The 16,032-nt window shown below is 52.9% G+C and carries 11 protein-coding genes; 5 read left to right on the forward strand and 6 right to left on the reverse strand.

What is annotated here, in order from left to right; genetic code table 11:
- Positions 1 to 71: 71 nt before the first annotated feature.
- Positions 72 to 1,316 (forward strand): RES family NAD+ phosphorylase, encoded by a 1,245-nt coding sequence (locus tag KGB03_RS30820; RefSeq protein WP_223530921.1) that lies wholly within the window; start codon positions 72 to 74, stop codon positions 1,314 to 1,316.
- 130 nt (positions 1,317 to 1,446) lie between these two features.
- Here the strand turns inward: KGB03_RS30820 and KGB03_RS30825 are convergent, their stop codons facing one another.
- Together KGB03_RS30825 and KGB03_RS30830 are read right to left on the reverse strand one after the other, a co-directional pair.
- Entirely contained in the window at positions 1,447 to 2,238 is a 792-nt protein-coding gene (locus KGB03_RS30825; RefSeq protein WP_218534739.1) for a hypothetical protein, read from the reverse strand.
- A gap of 125 nt (positions 2,239 to 2,363) precedes the next feature.
- Positions 2,364 to 3,173, reverse strand: a complete 810-nt coding sequence (locus KGB03_RS30830) for a phosphodiester glycosidase family protein (protein WP_218534744.1) — start codon at positions 3,171 to 3,173, stop codon at positions 2,364 to 2,366.
- A gap of 463 nt (positions 3,174 to 3,636) precedes the next feature.
- On the opposite strand from KGB03_RS30830, the gene KGB03_RS30835 reads away from it, so the two are divergent.
- From KGB03_RS30835 to KGB03_RS30845, 3 genes are all read left to right on the forward strand, one after another.
- On the forward strand, positions 3,637 to 4,641 hold the full coding sequence (locus tag KGB03_RS30835) for a hypothetical protein (RefSeq protein WP_218534746.1): 1,005 nt from the start codon (positions 3,637 to 3,639) through the stop codon (positions 4,639 to 4,641).
- Positions 4,642 to 4,808: 167 nt separating this feature from the next.
- Entirely contained in the window at positions 4,809 to 11,447 is a 6,639-nt protein-coding gene (locus tag KGB03_RS30840; RefSeq protein ID WP_223530924.1) for a DUF3320 domain-containing protein, read from the forward strand.
- Positions 11,448 to 11,584: 137 nt separating this feature from the next.
- On the forward strand, positions 11,585 to 11,950 hold the full coding sequence (locus tag KGB03_RS30845; protein ID WP_218534752.1) for a histone-like nucleoid-structuring protein, MvaT/MvaU family: 366 nt from the start codon (positions 11,585 to 11,587) through the stop codon (positions 11,948 to 11,950).
- A gap of 93 nt (positions 11,951 to 12,043) precedes the next feature.
- Here the strand turns inward: KGB03_RS30845 and KGB03_RS30850 are convergent, their stop codons facing one another.
- The 4 genes from KGB03_RS30850 to KGB03_RS30865 all read right to left on the reverse strand — a co-directional run bounded on the left by KGB03_RS30850 (position 12,044) and on the right by KGB03_RS30865 (position 15,021).
- Positions 12,044 to 12,601 carry an NADPH-dependent FMN reductase gene (locus KGB03_RS30850; RefSeq protein ID WP_218534754.1) on the reverse strand — a complete coding sequence of 186 codons (558 nt, stop codon included), beginning with the start codon at positions 12,599 to 12,601 and terminating at the stop codon, positions 12,044 to 12,046.
- Between the two features lie 33 nt (positions 12,602 to 12,634).
- Entirely contained in the window at positions 12,635 to 13,075 is a 441-nt protein-coding gene (locus KGB03_RS30855) for a cupin domain-containing protein (protein ID WP_223530927.1), read from the reverse strand.
- A gap of 179 nt (positions 13,076 to 13,254) precedes the next feature.
- Positions 13,255 to 14,370, reverse strand: coding sequence for an alcohol dehydrogenase catalytic domain-containing protein (locus KGB03_RS30860; RefSeq protein ID WP_218534759.1), 1,116 nt, complete (start codon positions 14,368 to 14,370; stop codon positions 13,255 to 13,257).
- A gap of 69 nt (positions 14,371 to 14,439) precedes the next feature.
- The gene (locus KGB03_RS30865) at positions 14,440 to 15,021 is read right to left on the reverse strand and encodes an amino acid synthesis family protein (RefSeq protein WP_218534761.1); all 582 of its coding nucleotides are present in this window, start codon (positions 15,019 to 15,021) and stop codon (positions 14,440 to 14,442) included.
- Between the two features lie 125 nt (positions 15,022 to 15,146).
- On the opposite strand from KGB03_RS30865, the gene KGB03_RS30870 reads away from it, so the two are divergent.
- Positions 15,147 to 15,998 carry a fumarylacetoacetate hydrolase family protein gene (locus KGB03_RS30870; RefSeq protein WP_218534762.1) on the forward strand — a complete coding sequence of 284 codons (852 nt, stop codon included), beginning with the start codon at positions 15,147 to 15,149 and terminating at the stop codon, positions 15,996 to 15,998.
- Positions 15,999 to 16,032 lie beyond the last annotated feature (34 nt).

A 16,032-nucleotide genomic window follows, 5' to 3' on the forward strand; every position in this document is an offset into this window, starting at 1 on the left:
CATCGGAGATCATGTCCGCCTGCAAATATTTCTACTTTGCCACTACCCCGCGAAAGGACGATAGAGCCTCCATGGCTGATTCCGATGTTTGTTACAAATGTGTTCTGGATCGGTTCCTAGGTGGGCAGATCCAGCGCAACGGCGTTTCCACATGCTGCAGCTTGTGTGGTTCGAAGCGTAAGTGCCTACCGCTCTCCAAGATAGTTACCCGTGTCGAGGCGATCCTTGGGCAGTACATTTGCGAAGGCGAAGTCGATTTTCGCTTTAGTGGCCACGGCTCTGAGCAGTTTCAGAAAGGTGAGGCCATCGACATATGGGTCAGCGAAATCTTTGATTGCGACAATGTTGTACCAATCGTAAAAGCAGTTTGCAGAAAGCTAACCTCATACAGCGATGACGTTAACTATTCCAGATTACCGTTCAGTCCCGATGATATCGGTCATCAGTGGGGGGAATTTCAGGAAGGAATGAAGCACGGGAGTCGCTTCTTCAACGAAAGCGCGAAGGGTTTCTTAGACTGGCTTTTCAAAGGTTTGGACAACTACCCCGTCTCGTCGAGCGAAGAGGCTGTGGTGCGAACACTGACCCCTAAAAATGCTCCCCAGATTTACCGTGCACGCACGTGCATGACCTCCGAAAGTTTCGATCAGATTCTGACCAATCCTGCACGTAATCTTGCAGCGCCTCCAAAGGACAGAGCAGGTGAGGGGAGGATGAATCCCGCTGGCGTCCCTGCATTTTATGGAGCTTTGGAACGACTGACCTGTATAGCGGAGCTGCGTCCCCCTGTGGGAGGCACAGTCGTGAGTGGCGAGTTCAAGTTAATCAGGGAGGTTAGGGTGCTAGACTTTGCTCGGCTCGAGAGCGCCGATTTGGGCCCTGAACCGAGTTTTTTCGATCCTAAATACTTCGCGAAAGCGGGTCGAAGAGAATTCCTCAGATACCTACACGGGGAAATCACGCTCCCCGTTCTCCCCGGCCTGGAGAGCAATTATCTTACGACGCAAGTCATTGCCGAGTATCTGGCGACTCACTGTAATCCAAGGATCGATGGTGTGATCTTCAAATCGGTGCAGCAAAAATCGGGAACAAATATTGTGTTGTTCTCGCACGTGGCGTGCGCTGCAGAATCGGTAAGCTGGGGGTTCAAAGGAGGGCGGAGTATTAGGGGTGCTAAGCAATCTGACGCACCTTGTATCGAGTATGTGCCTGGCAGTCTTGTATATCACGCAATCCGCGGCGTTGTGTACGAACCAGAGGATGAACCATTAACAGAATATGAACCCAAGACCGCTACGGCTCTGAGTGAATGGTAAGTCGAACGGCGAAGACTGTTCGTTAGGATGAATTATTCAGATTTGCACCAGGGTGACTGCGAACGGTTCAAGCGGGTTACTCCACCCGCTTGAGCCGTTCGCACGCTCCGTCAGAACTTTGGACGGAGGTTTAGTAATCGCTCCCAAAATCAAAGCTCGCCGTGGCCATGAATTTTTCTGCCCGAAGCGTTTTCCAGGTCGAGAATTTTACTGCCGGGGAGCAATCAAGCCCTTGGGCGCCAGTTTCTTTTCTTTGGTCTGGCGCATTTCGCAGATAGTAGGCGCATCCGCGCATCTGAATGCTGCCAGACTCTTTCTCGATGACGTAATCACCTACGACCCAGAGACGTTCCACCGCAGATTTGGAGGGAATCAAAAAATCCATACGGAATGTGTTCCCGTCCTTGCTGCCTGAGATCTTTCCGCTTTTCCATTTGTATTGAGGGAAATCAAATGAACCGGTGAGCTTGGATTCCGACTGGACGAGCTTTAGTACGCCTGAATTTGCACCGAGTACCATCTCCCACTCACCCGCGAGAATGACTCGCTTCGTATCCGTCCGTTCAAAGTGTGGTTTCAGCGTGGGCAGTTTGGGCGTGATGCTGAAGGTGATTGGAGTCGAGTTTCGTTCCAGATCGCCGGTACGGTAACTCGCAGAGACCTGTATCGGAGCGTCGGTGAAGCTGACAGCGCGTACTTTGAATTCTTTTAGGAGACCCGAACCGCTGATTTCACCCACCACTGCATTTGCGGTCGGGATCACCTTCAAGCTGCTCGAGGACGATGTGACGGTGACCGTCCCAGGGGGTAGCTTGTGTTGTGCAGTGGGATAGATTTTGATTACTAAATCCTGCGTGTCTCCGACATTCAAGGATTTCGAGTCGGCGTCAATTCTCACCTCAGCATCTGGGCTTTGAAACATGCTAACCGCATTCTTAATCGACTCAGCATGGGCTATGCACCAAGCTAAGGCTGACCCACAAGATGCTAGCGCGCTTACGTAGATTGTTAATTTTTTGGTTAACTGCTTACTCATACCGAACATGGCTATTTCTCAGCCAAGCGGTCGATTCTGATGGCGTTCGGAAAGTACGACCTTCCAGAGTCACCGAACAGCAAGCCCTTCGATGGGATGTGTATCTGAGCACCGGCACCGCCATCTAGGGCGATGGCTCTGTGAATTTTCAGCCTACGACTGTCGGCGATTTCTTTGAATGTTTGCGCAAAATCATAGAGCGTGGATGCTTGGCTGAATGAGTGGAAAACGCCTACAACCAGCATTTCTCCCTCGAGCGTGTAACCAACGGCAACTCTGTTGAATTCAGCATCCCGCGGATTTTTGCGGATGTCGACTGCGCCTTTGTAAACGATGATCGGTTTGGATTGAACAGCTTCCGACCATGCGCCTGCCTGATTACGATTCTGGGCTGGAATGATCTTCACATTGCCTTTGCGGTCAGAGACCAGAATCCCCCCGTGATCCCACTCCATGAGCTTAACCAGGCGTTTCCCATTCGACCTGATCAAGCCAATTGGCTTCTCGGCACCATCTGATCTGAAACCAAAAAAGCCGCCGCTTGCTATCAAAATGGTGTTTTTGTTCGCGATCGCAGAATAGGCTTCCTTGGCGGTGCCTTTCTTCCGGATATCTTGGACTGACAGGGCGGAGACGTTCGCAGGGATATAGGCAGTGACGGTTTGATGCTCGCCGCAAATCCGTGTCACCACTTCTGCTCCCGCTGCCAAGAGGTAGTTTTTTTCGACGCACTCTTGAGTCGCTGGCTGCTCCTGCGCTTGGGCAGTAAACACTACGGTCAATAAACAAATCAGAAGTGCAGCGGGTGAAGTCCGTTTCATTATTTTTCTTGTCTATATATTGGTTTTTCGCCACCCAGACATTGTCTAGCTGGCACTAAAAAAGCGCGCGGAATAGTAATGTATAAGGGTACTGGCGTCTCGCCATTTTTTCCTAGGCCGGGTGCACCAATGGCGTTAAACCCAGCGCGTTATGGATACTTCGGAAGGGGATAGGTTGAGGGATTTCCGAGGTTGGGGAGAGTCGAGGTGCGCTCTAAGCCGAACTCTCTGCTCTCGCTTTTGTACTAGCGCCACAATCGCTTGTGTAGCTGGCAACATCCCGAGCAGCCAGCCCCACTCCCAATAAAATCGCGACTTTCTGACCTGTCACTCAGGTCAAACTTGCTCCGTATTTGCTGGGTTCATCTCCTTTCTAAATCGGGCCTAGGTGCTAAGATGCCATCATCCTCAAAGGCTGCCTGTCGTTCGACTTTGCTCGGCCAACACTTCAAAGGAATGAAAAATGGGTTGGAAAGGAACGTTGCGTTCGATGCAGGCGGCTTCGCGTAGAGCTGATCGTAATGCCCAGCGTAGGCAGCGTGAGCTTCAGTCCCGCCAGAAAGAATACGCCAAGATGGAAGCGCTGGAGCAGGCTGCTTACGAAGTCGAGGTCTACGAAAATCAGATCGATGTCCTGCTTTCTGTGCATAAAGAATGTGGGGAGGAGATTGACTGGCAGTCATTCGTTGATAGGGCTGAGCCCGTAAAACCTGCTTTCGCGGGTACGCGTGAAGCGCATGCGAAATCTCTCGAGCAAACCTATGCACCTGGTTTTTTCGCACGATTGTTCAAGCTCGAAGCCCGTCAGCGTAAAAACTTGGCTGCTGCCATCGAGACGGGCCGGCTTCACGATGGCAAAGAGCATGAAGCCGCTGTCGCGAATTGGCGAGTCGAGCACGACTCTTGGCACCAGGAATACACTATCGCTCAGGGTGTTTTGAGCGGTATAGGTAAGGCGAAGCTTGAAGCGATCAAGCTTGTCGATCCTTTTACAGACATTTCTCATCTCGGCACATCGATCAAATTCTCGATAGGGGACACAGGGCTCGTGGAAGCGAACCTTAGCGTTCACGGCGTTCGGGTTATTCCTGCTGAAATCAAGTCCTTGCTGCAGAGTGGAAAGCTTTCAACGAAGAAGATGCCGGCAGGGAGGTATAACGAGCTTTTGCAGGACTATGTGTGCAGCTGCGTTTTGAGAGTAGGGCGCGAACTTTTGTCGATGCTGCCTGATGATCTCGTGATTGTGACGGCGGTCGACGACGTCCTTAATTCGACGACGGGACATATAGAAGAGCTACCCATTTTGAGTGTCGCGATCTCCCGGCGCACATTGGAAACATTGAATATGGACTCGATCGACCCCTCCGATTCTATGAAAAATTTCGTGCACAACTCGTCCTTCAAAAAGACAACCGGTTTTCAACCTATTAAAGCGCTGGATGCTCGACAGTTCGTCACAAACGTCTAACAGATAGACGGTATTGGTGAACCGCTTTTGCACAGGCAAATACAGCGGACTCGCCTTTGGATCCCGTTATAAGATAGTGGCCATTTCTGGCGTCTACTTGTCGCGTTGAGCCCACTATCCACGCTCCGCGTTCATGTGCGCCTCCATTAGCAGGATAGGGGAAGCACATGGACGAGGCACCAGTGATCACGGTTGACGCTGAAGTAGAGCCAATCAAAGTTGTAAGCATTCACAGTACAGTCGTTGCAAAGCTAAATCTCGCGGATTATCAAAACGCTGTTCCTGTCATTCGGGAGCTGCGAGTAATCAATGAGACAGCGATCAAGTACAACGACCTAGTGCTGACGCTGACGGCCTATCCCGAAGTTTTTAAGTCTAAAACTTGGCGCATTGACGCGCTGACTCCAAACGCGTTCATGCCTATCCCAGGTCATGACCTTGCTTTGGATGGTGCCTTGCTAGGTCGACTAACCGAAGCAGAAAACGCCACACTCACTTTCACGTTGACCGCGGCAGATCCGTCTGCTGAATCTGGTCGAGCGGAAATAGCTCGGCTGGATTTGGCATTGGAGCTGTTGCCACGCAATCACTGGGGCGGACTCTCTCATCTCCCTGATATGACTGCAGCGTTTGTTCAACCGAATGATCTTGCGGTGGAGCGGTTGCTCAAGCAGGCGGCTGAGGTATTACGTCAAAGCGAAAAGAGCTCTGCCCTAGATGGATACACCGGTGGAGCGAAAAGAGCCTGGGAGCTGACTTCAGCCATCTGGGCTGCAGTGGCACGTATGAAACTGGATTATGCACTACCACCGGCGAGCTTTGAGCAAACCGGCCAGAAGGTGCGTAGCCCAAGCCATGTTACGGAACATGGCCTGGCGACGTGTTTCGATCTTGCATTGTTCTTTTGCGCCGCAATTGAGCAGGCAGGTCTAAACCCCGTCCTGGTGTTCACCAAGGGACACGCTTTTGCGGGCTTTTGGCTTAAACCTGAAGAGTTTTCCACGACCGTCATCGACGACATCACAGCCGTGCGCAAACGCATAAAGCTCAAGGAGCTGATGCTGTTCGAGACGACGTTTGCGACCCAGCATCCAGTACCGCCATTCACGTATGCTACAGATCGTGGCGAACAACTGATCGCAGAAGGGCAGGACGAAAACTTCCACCTGCTTTTGGATGTCCGTAGAGCACGTTTGCAACGTATCAAGCCCTTGGCTAGTGCCGACACGCAGGTTTCAAAGTTACCGACGGATAATGATCTTGCTGATGGGTCGGAGCTATTAGTCGGTATTGCGCCGGCGCTTCCTGGTGAGGCGGTTACGGTCGAGGTGGATGAGCGTCTGCTCGACCCAAAAGATCGTCTGGGACGGTGGCAACGCAAGCTACTGGACTTATCGCTTCGCAATAACTTGCTCAATTTCAAAGCCGGGAAAAAGTCGCTGAAGCTTGAGTCACCTGATCCAGCGGCGCTGGAAGATATCCTGGCCAGCGGTAAGAAGCTGAAATTGCTGACACGTCCCGACCTAATGGATGGGGCAGATCCACGTGACCAGGCGCTATACGAATTACGTGAGCGGGAAGATGTTCGTCGTCTTCACGCCCTGGATGCATTGAAACGCAATGAGGTGTTTGTCGGCCTTTCCAGCACTGAAATGGAAGCAAGGCTGATTGAACTCTATCGTGGGGCACGAACTGCATTGCAAGAAGGGGGCTCCAACACCCTTTACCTTGCCTTGGGTTTTCTCAGTTGGGAGCGAGCGGACAAAGGCGGGCAGAAGTACCGGGCACCGCTTGTCTTGATCCCTGTGACGCTCGAACGCAAGAGTGCGCGCTCCGGCTTTTCGATGGTGCTGCATGACGACGAGCCTAGGTTCAACCCAACGCTCATCGAGATGCTTCGCCAGGATTTTGAACTGAATCTTGGGCAACTTGAGACGGAGCTTCCTCGAGATGACGCGGGCCTGGATATCGGTGCCATCTGGAAGGCGGTGGGTCGCGCCGTCAAAGACATCGCGGGTTGGGAAGTCGTGGAAGATGTTGTTCTGTCCATGTTCTCTTTCGCGAAATATTTGATGTGGAAAGACCTATCTGAGAATGCCGAAGCGCTTCGCGAGAGCCCGGTCGTTCGGCATCTTTTGGATACTCCGCGAGACGCTTTCCCGTCAGACATTACGTTCCCAGAAGATCGACGCCTGGATATCGACTTCAACCCACGAGAAGTGTTCTGCCCGTTGCCATCTGACTCCTCGCAGTTATCCGCTGTGATGGCTGCGTCGAAAGGAAAGGATTTTGTACTGATTGGCCCTCCCGGTACCGGGAAGAGCCAAACCATCGCCAACCTCATTGCGCAATCGGTGGCGCAGGGCCGACGGGTGCTTTTCGTTTCTGAAAAAATTGCGGCGCTGGATGTCGTTTACCGGCGCTTGCGTGAAGTCGGCTTGGGTGAGTTTTGCCTGGAAGTCCATTCCAGCAAGGCACGCAAAACTGACGTCCTGGCTCAGCTACAGTCAGCTTGGGATGCGAAGGGGGTAGTGGATTCCGCAACATGGCATGCCGAAGCTGATCGTCTTCAGGCGTTACGCGACGGATTGAACACCTACGTAGAGCGACTGCACCAGCGTTATACGAACGGGTACAGCATCTACCACGCGATTGGAGTTGTCTGTGGCGGCGCATCTATTACGCCGATGGATATGTTGTGGTCATCGCCACATGTTCATACGCGGGAGGACATGGCAGCACTGTGGGAGTTGTCAGATCGTCTGGAAGTGAACGCCCAGGCAATCGGATATGGAGTGTTGTCAAATCACCCACTTGCTCTGGTTGGTCAGGGAGAGTGGTCGCCTTCCTGGCAGCAACAACTTATTCAAGCTGCGCGAGAGGTGCTTCCTGCCGCGCAAGCCGCTATCCGGGCCGCGGAAAAATTCAGCGCCGCCACGAGCTTGCCGATCGCCGCTCTTGTGCCTTCTGTTTGCAGCGGTCTTTCACTCCTGTCGTCAACGCTGCCGCTTGCGGTGGGCCATGATTGGCGATTCGTGTTGCGGCCAGACGGTCGCATGATCTCGCAACGACTGTCTGAAGGCAGGGAGCTAGTAGAGAAGCATCGTTTGCTCTCCGAGCAACTTTCACCGGTATGGCCTATCACGACGGTTAATGCTGCAGAGAAAGGTCTCAGCCTTTTGGAGAGACGCAGGGCTTTGCTTTCGCAGCTCAGCCCAGCCTGGCCAGTGCAGACGTTTGAGACACTGAGCCAAGCAATAGAAATGCTCGACGGTATCGCGGAACTCAAACAAGAGCTCTCCGCGACTTACACCGACATCATTGAAACACTTGATGTACGCGAATTACTCGGAGATTGGCAAAGCGCAGAGCAGTCGTTTTGGCCCAAGTCACTGATGGGGACGCGCAAAGTCACAAAGACTCTCTCAACAGCTGTCTCCGGTGGTGCAGAACCCGATGTGGCGAAAGACCTACGTGTCTGGATTCAGATCCGTGACTTGCGCGAGAAGCTCGACACAATGGAGTTGGGGGAACACTGCACGCAAATCTGGGACGGCTCACTATCGGTTACGCGGAATCTTAAGGCTGTCATTCAGTTGCGCCAAGCAACGCTCTGCGTGACAGCGGAGGAGCCTTGGACTGATGTCGGGTTCGATGTTATCGCTGAAGGTCATTGCGGTGAGCAGTTGAAATCAGACCTAGCCCATATGCGTTCTATTGTCCTGCTTGACCTGGAGCTAGCTCCCTATCTGCACTTGGGCGACCTTACAGAAGGATTATGGTCTGGGCTTAACACCGACGCGGAACCGCTGTTCGCTGCAATTGCTTTTCAAACCTCGCGTCGTCCAGTGGTCGAGCAGGGTGGGCTCGAGGGGGATCACGACCCAGTAGCAGTCGGCCGATGCGGCAAGACCATGCAGGCAGACTTGGCGGTGCTCCAGCAACGACATCTCGTTGAAAAAGCGCTGTCAGAATTTGATGATCTGAGTGCCATTACCTCGGGGCTGTGGGCGGGTCTTAAAACCAAGGTAGACAAGGTCTCGGACGCGGTCGCGTTCCAGGGAAATTTGGCGTCCGCACTTGCTCAGCTCGGTACGACACCTGAGCTTGTATCTGCGTATCGCAGTGCAATACAGGTACTGCTCGGTGACGCGAATGCACTGCTTGAACCCGAGGGCATAGTTTGCCAATCAGGTGCTGAATTGCGTCAGTGCTTTGAGTTACTCCATCAGCGGGTGGATGTTCTAGCGACGGCGGGGCGTTTTACAGAATCAGGGCAAGCGGACATCCAGCTGTTTACGCTGGATGCGCTACTGCAGCATTGCGAGTCCATGGTTCGATCTGAGCCCGGTGTTCGTGCCTGGTGCGCATGGCGCAAGGTGCGTGAAGAGGCGGTTGGCGCGGGGCTCTCGAGTCTGGTTCAGGCTATGGAGGGCAACCTCGTCAAAGCCGGCGAAGTCCGCCATTCATTTGAAACCAACTACGCTCGGTGGTGGCTGAACGCTGTCGTAGACAACGAACCTGTCATTCGTGGTTTTGTGAGTGTTGAACATGAGCAGCGAATTCGGGATTTCAGAGCCCTGGATGATCGCTTCACTGCATTGACCCGTGATTGGCTACGGGCACGTCTTTGTGCGGATCTTCCTAATCCGGAGAGCGTAACCCGTTCCTCGGAGTGGGGTGTACTCAGGTACGAGATGGGTAAGAAAACTCGTCATTTGCCGCTTCGCGAGTTGATGTCCAAGATTCCAGATGCGTTGACGAAACTGACGCCGTGCATGCTGATGAGCCCGCTTTCCATCGCCCAATACCTCACACCTGGCGCGAGTGCATTTGATCTCGTCATTTTCGACGAAGCCTCGCAAATTCCCGTGTGGGATGCAGTTGGGGCTATGGCGCGTGGTAAACAAGTTGTGATGGTCGGTGACCCCAAACAGCTACCTCCAACGTCATTCTTCGATCGCGCAGAATCAACGGCGGATGATGAAGATGTCGAAGCCGATCTTGAGAGTATTCTGGATGAGTGCATCAGCGCGAACCTTCCAGTTCGTCATCTGAATTGGCACTACCGCAGTCGCCATGAAAGCTTGATTGCGTTCTCAAACCAACGCTATTACGAGTCCAAGCTCGTTACGTTCCCATCACCTGTGACGAACGACCGTGCCGTCAAACTGCACGAGATTGCGGGTGTCTATTCCAAAGGTGGATCAAGAACAAATCTGATCGAAGCGCGCGCAGTCGTCGCTGATGTAGTTGCTCGTCTGCGTTCCCCGGGATTCCGAGAAAGCAAACTGACCATTGGCGTGGTGACGTTTAACGGTGAGCAGCAGAAGCTTATTGAGGATCTGTTAGACGAAGCACGTCGTAACGAACCATCACTTGAGGCTTACTTTGCCGACACCGAGCTTGAGCCTCTGTTCGTGAAGAATCTTGAGAGTGTTCAGGGGGATGAGCGAGATATCATCTACTTCTCGATTACTTACGGCCGCGATGCAGCGGGTACTCTGGCCATGAATTTTGGCCCTATCAATCGCCCTGGCGGCGAGCGTCGATTGAACGTAGCAATTACTAGGGCTCGGCACGAGCTGTGCGTTTTCGCTAGTTTGCAACCTGAACAAATAGATCTAACGCGAACCCAATCGATTGGTGTGCGTGACCTGAAGCACTTCCTCGAATTTGCACAGCGAGGGCCTCGAGCGCTGGCTGAAGCAGTCACCGGCAGTGTCGGCGGCTTTGATAGTCCATTCGAAGAAGCGGTCGCCGCGGCGCTCACAAGCCGAGGATGGCAGGTGCATACTCAAGTCGGTGTTTCGGCATTCAGAATCGACTTGGGAGTGGTCGATCCTGATGCGCCAGGCCGTTACCTGGCCGGTGTGGAATGTGATGGGGCAACCTACCATCGCAGCGCTACGGCGCGGGATAGAGACAAGCTGCGTGAGCATGTATTGCGTGGGCTTGGCTGGGAGATTCTGCGTATATGGTCAACTGACTGGTGGATTAACGCCGTTGGCACCGCTGATCTTATCCATGAACGACTGACCGCTTTGCTCGTGTTGAGTCGAGCTCAACGCGCCGAGCATGACGCCCGGGAGGAGGCCACCCGCTTACTGGCCGAAACTGCAATGGTTGAGGTTATTGAGGTCATCGATGAGGTCATAGGTTCCGTTACTGAGCCGCTGACAATCGAGAGTGCAAATGACGAAGCAGGTACTCTTGAGAACCAGCAGTACGCAACAGTCGCTTTGGCTCCTCAGCCTGCGAGCAGCTCCCAATCGCATTACTCTCCGGTGGAGGTTGTTTACTACAGAGAGTCCGATCCTGCTTCCAGTGTCCAAGGGGTGGATCCGGATGCGTTTTTTGAGGCGAGTTACTCAGGTGTTTTAAGCGCACTCATCGAGCATGTGATTAGCGAAGAAGGGCCTATTCTCGATGTAATTCTTGCTCGGCGAATTGCCAGGGCTCATGGTTGGGTGCGTACGGGTTCGAAGATTCGAGAAAGAGTGTCGGCGATGGCGCAGAGCACACATCGTATGACGATTGATGATGTCGGGGAGTTCTACTGGCCGAGCCATATAACTGATGCATCTGCAGTTGTCTGTCGGCGTCCAGAAGATGAGGCGAGTATCCGACCGGTTGATGAGATCTGTTGCGATGAGTTGGCATCACTCGCTCGGGAGCTTTGTGCCAAAGGCAAAGCAGGGGAGGCATTACTGCACACCATGGCCAGAGAGCTGGGACTTCAGAAGCTGACAGCATCCAGTCGGTTGAGGCTCGAGAAAACAGCCCTTTTGGTTCGAGATAACTAATAAATCGCAGCGACCCCGGTATCGATAAGTAGCTGATACTGGGGTTTTATAAGATACTGTTTGAACATTTGAGCGATGAAGATGCAGTTGGTTTAGCTCTTTCCCATGCTTATCTAGATCACTCGTAGAGGTGCTATATGTCGAAGCTTGCAGAATTCCGTCAACTCGAACAACAATTGGCCGCACAACTCGCAGAGCTTGAGTCGATGAAAAGCGATTCTGGCCTAAAAAAAGAGATGGAATTTGAGAGCAAGCTGCGTACTCTGCTAGGTGAGTACAGCTACAGCCTAAAAGATGTAATCAAGCTGCTTGATCCACAGGCCGGTCGTCGTGCTCCAGCAGTCGAATCCAAAGCTGGCACTCGCAAGCCACGCCAAGTGAAGATCTACAAGAACCCTCACACCGGCGAAGTCGTAGAGACCAAAGGCGGCAACCACAAGACTCTGAAAGAGTGGAAAGCAGAACACGGCTCCGCGACCGTCGAGTCCTGGCTGACCAAATGATCTTGGTTTGAGTACAAAAGGCCCGAGAGGGCCTTTTTTGTTAAACACGACGAGTGAATAGACTTAGGTATTGGTATCGTCCCGGATAGCCTTCTACGAGGCTGCTTTGATTTCACTAATCAAGTCATCAACGGCGGCAAGCATGAACTCAATCGTTTTTTCATCAATGAATCTGCCGTCCTGGATCTTTTCATTGACGCCCGGAATGACTATCTGAGGGCCGCGAATGACTCTGGAAAGGGTCGCTGATAGCGTCTCTCTCAATTGTGCCTGGGCGCGCACCCCGCCAAGCACGCCTGGTGAAGACGTCATGATGAGCACGGGTTTATTTTTCAACGGTGAGTTGAAGCCCGGGCGAGATGCCCAATCCAGTGCATTTTTCAGCACGCCTGAAGTGCCGTAGTTGTATTCAGGCGAGCAGATGATCAAGCCATCGGCTTGTTCGATAGCATCTTTCAGTACCGCCACCGATGCAGGCAGCATCTGCGCTTCGAGATCGGAGTTGTAAAGGGGGATCTCATTCAGTGCGAAGAGACTCATTTCTACCTGATGGCCCAACCGATTGGAGAGGGTCTTGAGTACCGCTGTATTGGTTGATTGTGAACGCAGGCTGCCTGAAATACCGAGTAGACGATAAGCGACAGTGGCCATAAAAATCCTTCAGAGAGATGGATAATCAAAAAACTACACGACCTGTTTCTCTGGAGATGACACGCCGATCATCACAAACAGTGCTCGGGCAATCCCCTCACTTTTGTTGCGCCACGCGTGTCGTGTGCCATTTTGAATAACGATGTCTCCCGCCTTTACGAGACGGCTTTGACCGTTATCCAGTTCCAGCCACATCTCGCCCTCCAGAATGATTCCGTAATCGATGGTGGCGGTGGTGTGCATACCCGGGTTTTCCGGTTCAAAACTTTCGATCAAGCCAGGCAAAGCCGCCCCCAACTCTTCATAGGCCCGCACACCATCCACGGGGTTCTGCATCACCGAGTCCGGTGGGAAATCGAACATGGCGATGCTGGTGCCGCCCTGAGGAGGAATCAGTGAAGAGTTGCCTAGCGTGGGATCACGTTCCTGTTCGAGGCGTACCGGATTTGCTGGGGTCGCCCACAACTGCGCCATGGCATGTCCAGGGATTGAGGCAAAAGATTGAGCTCTTGGGGCGTAGTCATCTGAAACGAACACGGAGTTCCCTTGTTCGTCGTGACCGGTCACGATTCTTCTTATTTTCATTTGGATTACTCAACGAGCAGTCAAAGAGGCAGCGAGGGAAGGGCGAACCGCTCCCCTCGCTGCGTGCATCAAGGACAAATGACGTAGTTGCTGAAGCCGCCATGGCGGTTTTCGATACCGGTAATCGCGTTGTTGACGTCTTCTAGCTTGAAGGCCGTATTTTCAAAAAATGAAAGATCCAGCACACCAGACTCAACCATGTCAGCCATAGCTTGTCCTTGACCAGTGGTGAACCAGGCAGATCCACTGATCTGGATGTCGTTGTCCATGATCCAATGCAGGTCGATAGGGACTTCACCAGCGATAGCGCCAATGTTCACTAAGTGTCCGCCACGATGCAGAGATTTGAGAGCTTGGGTCAGGCTTTCGTGCGGTGCGCCTGGGCCCAAGGCATCAATAACCACATCCACTCCCTCGCCATGCGTAACCTCGTGGGCCCATTCGTTGGTAGGAATAGTACCGAGCGTGTGAATTTCAATTCGCCCAGGAGCTGCGAGGTCTTTCACCTTCTGAAACAAATCTTGATTGCGGGCAGTGCCGAGAATTTTACGAGCACCTAAAGCAAGCGCCAGGACGACGGCACCGAGACCAAGCGTCCCGCTAATCCCGTTGATGAGTACGGTACTGCCAGGGCCAACATTCGCCTTGAGAAGCGCCTTGTAAGCGGTGCCCATGTAACCCAAGCGTGCAGCCGTTTCAAAACTGATATTGTCAGGCAGCTTGACCAAGCTGTATTGGGGCGCAGGGATGTACTCGCAGAGGCCGCCGTAAGGGTAATCTTCGAACATGCGGGGACTTTTTGGTGTGAAACCGAAGTAGCCGTTGAAGGTATAGGCAGTGCACGCAATGGTGTTGCCCGCACGGCATGCCCGGCAGGAACCGCAGTATCTGCCAGGGTTAACGTACACCCGGTCACCCACCTTGAAGTCGTAGACCTGAGCACCTACTGCTTCGACGACACCTGATGGGTCGAGCCCGAAAATGGCAGGAAGTTTTGGCAGCGGATTTTGAGGGAACCACTTAACCCAATTTGTCAGAATGTTGTGCAGGTTTGGGACGATCCCACATGCCTTCACCTTGACCAGCACCTCAGTAGGGCGGATTTCGGGTACAGAAACTTGCTCGATGACCATGGGTTTGCCGCCTTCGTACAGGCGTGCAGCGCGCATTTTTTTTGCAGTCATGATGTTCTCCAACACATATTGTTTTTGTAGTGGTATCTAACCTTTGGAGCACGCTTCAAATCTAAGGCACTAACGCAGTCCGTCTTCGCCCTTTACGTCGGAGGCAGCGAGACCGCCCAATCGTGCATGTATCCGTCCGCCTGTAGCCATGGCTAGGCCAAAGGCAATTTCGCCACGGCGAGGGCCATCCCATACAGTCATTTCAGCAACGCCGAAATGGCTACGAACGTATGCAGCTTGGATATGCCCTAGTGGGATCATCACTCGGCAGCCTGGGCCGCCAATAGTTTTGGCCGCAGGGACGATCGCCTTCGGGTTGCCTAGCGCTTCGCGCATTGCCCAGCCACCTGCTTCGTGCCATACGGCGCCGTGCTCTAACTCACCGTCTTCACCAACGATTGCGCCCTTGCCATATGCCTGTACGTGTTTAGCTCCGCCCAGGGTATGGATCAGTTGCTCCGAAAGCTCTGCGCCTAAAGCTCGCAGTTCCTGCATAAACGGCAGCAAGTCTTCTACATACTTACCTGCGTAAGGATTGGCGACCACCGCCGTGGCTACTGCAATCCGCAGCGGGGCTGACAAACGAGGCCCGCCCTCGTGGAATACCTCTTCAACGTCCAGCTTGACCTTTCGAACCATCACAAGCGACATGCGTAACCTCCAGAACCGAGAGCCTCATGGGCTCGCTATTTTTTTAAGCCGGCCTTTTGCATTATGCATTTAATGATGTATGGTGCAAGAAGTTAGTTTTTATGCACAAAAATAGGAGAGGCAAGATGAAGCTGATTTCGTACCGTAAAGAAGGAGAAGCCCATTTCGGTGCCGTGGCCGGTGACGGAGTGGTTGAACTGACCAACCGTTTCTCGGAAGTGCCAGATCTCGCGACTTTTCTGAGCAACCCGTCCTTGCTTCAGGAGGCGCGCAAGATTATTGATGCTGCGCAGCCTGACTACCCATTCTCGAGTATCCAGTTGGAATCAGTGATACCCAATCCTGGAAAGGTGATTTGCGTAGGCATTAACTATGTTGCTCACGCTGAAGAGGCGGGCCGAAAGGTCGGCGAGTTTCCAGTGATTTTTCAGCGTTTCGCCGAAACTCTTTTGCCCCACGGCGAACCACTGGTTAGACCTCAAGTCTCAGAGCAATTTGATTTCGAGGCCGAATTGGCGGTTGTGATCGGGAAGGGTGGTGCACATATCGATCCGGCGGACGCGATGGATCACGTTGCGGGTTACACCTGCTTCAACGATGCCAGCGTCCGCGATTGGCAGTTCCATACGCACCAGTACGGTATGGGTAAGACCTTCAGAAAAACGGGTGCTCTGGGGCCTTGGCTCGTTCCGGCATCGGAAATTTCAGACTACCGAAAGCTGGTTGTGCGGGGGGTACTTAACGGCGAGCAACTGCAGGAAGGCAGCCTTTCGGAGCTGGCATTCGACATTCCTCATTTGATTTCGTATGTATCGAAAGCGCTTCCATGGAACCCTGGAGATATTCTGGCAACTGGTACTCCGAGCGGCATTGGCTTCAAACGCAATCCACCGATTTTTCTGAAGCCTGGTGATGTTTTTGAAGTGGTGATTACTGAGATTGGCACGCTGTCGAATGGTGTTATTGACGAAGTCTAAGCGTTGCCCTCTACACAATCATAAAAATTGGAGG

This window comes from Pseudomonas sp. BF-B-26 (genome assembly GCF_019956495.1).
GTDB lineage: Bacteria > Pseudomonadota > Gammaproteobacteria > Pseudomonadales > Pseudomonadaceae > Aquipseudomonas.